General features: G+C 28.2%; 1 protein-coding gene. It reads right to left on the minus strand.

Annotated elements, in window-relative coordinates; genetic code table 11:
* Positions 1-413: 413 nt before the first annotated feature.
* Positions 414-758 carry an inovirus-type Gp2 protein gene (locus tag GQ589_RS11755; RefSeq protein WP_160426432.1) on the minus strand — a complete coding sequence of 115 codons (345 nt, stop codon included), beginning with the start codon at positions 756-758 and terminating at the stop codon, positions 414-416.
* Between the last annotated feature and the right edge of the window lie 300 nt (positions 759-1,058).

A 1,058-nucleotide genomic window follows, 5' to 3' on the forward strand; every position in this document is an offset into this window, starting at 1 on the left:
ACTCCTTATAAAAATGTTAATTGAACGGACATATTGGTATGTTCAACTAATGATATCTATTTAAAATTATTTATAATAAGAGTGTAGTTAATATATTGGAGAAATATGAAGCAAACAGGATAAATGAGTTTGCCTCACGAATAAGCTTAATGATTATTGCTAATACTAGGAAGAAATTAAAAATTTATTCAAACCAAGTGTTCTAGGTTTTCCTCGATGACGTGGAGGCGGGACTTTACTTAAAAATAGACAATCACTATAACACTCTTTAAAAAATGATTTCTGTTCTGTTTTAGCTAAATAACTGAGCATATAACAAACAGAACGAAATGCTTCATCATCGTGATGATTTATTATCCTTAACCCATTAATATGATAATTATTCCGCTGACAATCATACAAATAACCTTTAGTCAGTTCATACCATGCACGTTCCTGTGCAACGTAAATAGGATAGTATTTTTGCTTTTTTGACCATTTACATAAAAAACAGAATGAAAATGGATATGTTCATTCTGATTAAATTCCATAACAACAGCATACCCTACAATATCAAGTTCAAGTTGCATAGCTTGATAGAGGAAGTACATTATTTCTTTTTTGGTTGTTTCAATATCAGTATTGAACTCATCATCCTTAGCATAATGAATGTCGATTCGGATTGGTAAAATTTTTGAGTATCTATCTTGTAGCTTATTTAGGTGTGTAATTAGTTTCTGATTGAGCTGTTTATTAATAGTAAAGTTTTTATTTTGCATGTAGTTGCCCTTATCAAATTAGAGTTATTTGATAAGGAGCAAGATTATTTTTTTACTGTCTCAGTAACTGATGATTCACTCAGATAGGGTACTATTGACTTCTATATAATAATATTAATTAACCTTAATTCAGTATATTCAATTTTTCGTTGTTAATACAAGTAAGTCTAAAATTTGCTTCAAAAATACTTCATTATATATTCATTTTTACTTCTTTTTTTACTTCATTAATTTAGGTGGATAGAAAATGGAAAAAACAATTATAACTAGAGACCATGAAGGTAAATTAATTGTACATAC

It is taken from the genome of Gilliamella sp. Pas-s27, from assembly GCF_009795865.1.
Classification (GTDB): Bacteria; Pseudomonadota; Gammaproteobacteria; order Enterobacterales; family Orbaceae; genus Gilliamella.

Coding starts and splice junctions, on each gene's coding strand:
- GQ589_RS11755 (WP_160426432.1), bottom strand. CDS start 758: ATGCAAAATAAAAACTTTACTATTAATAAACAGCTCAATCAGAAACTA.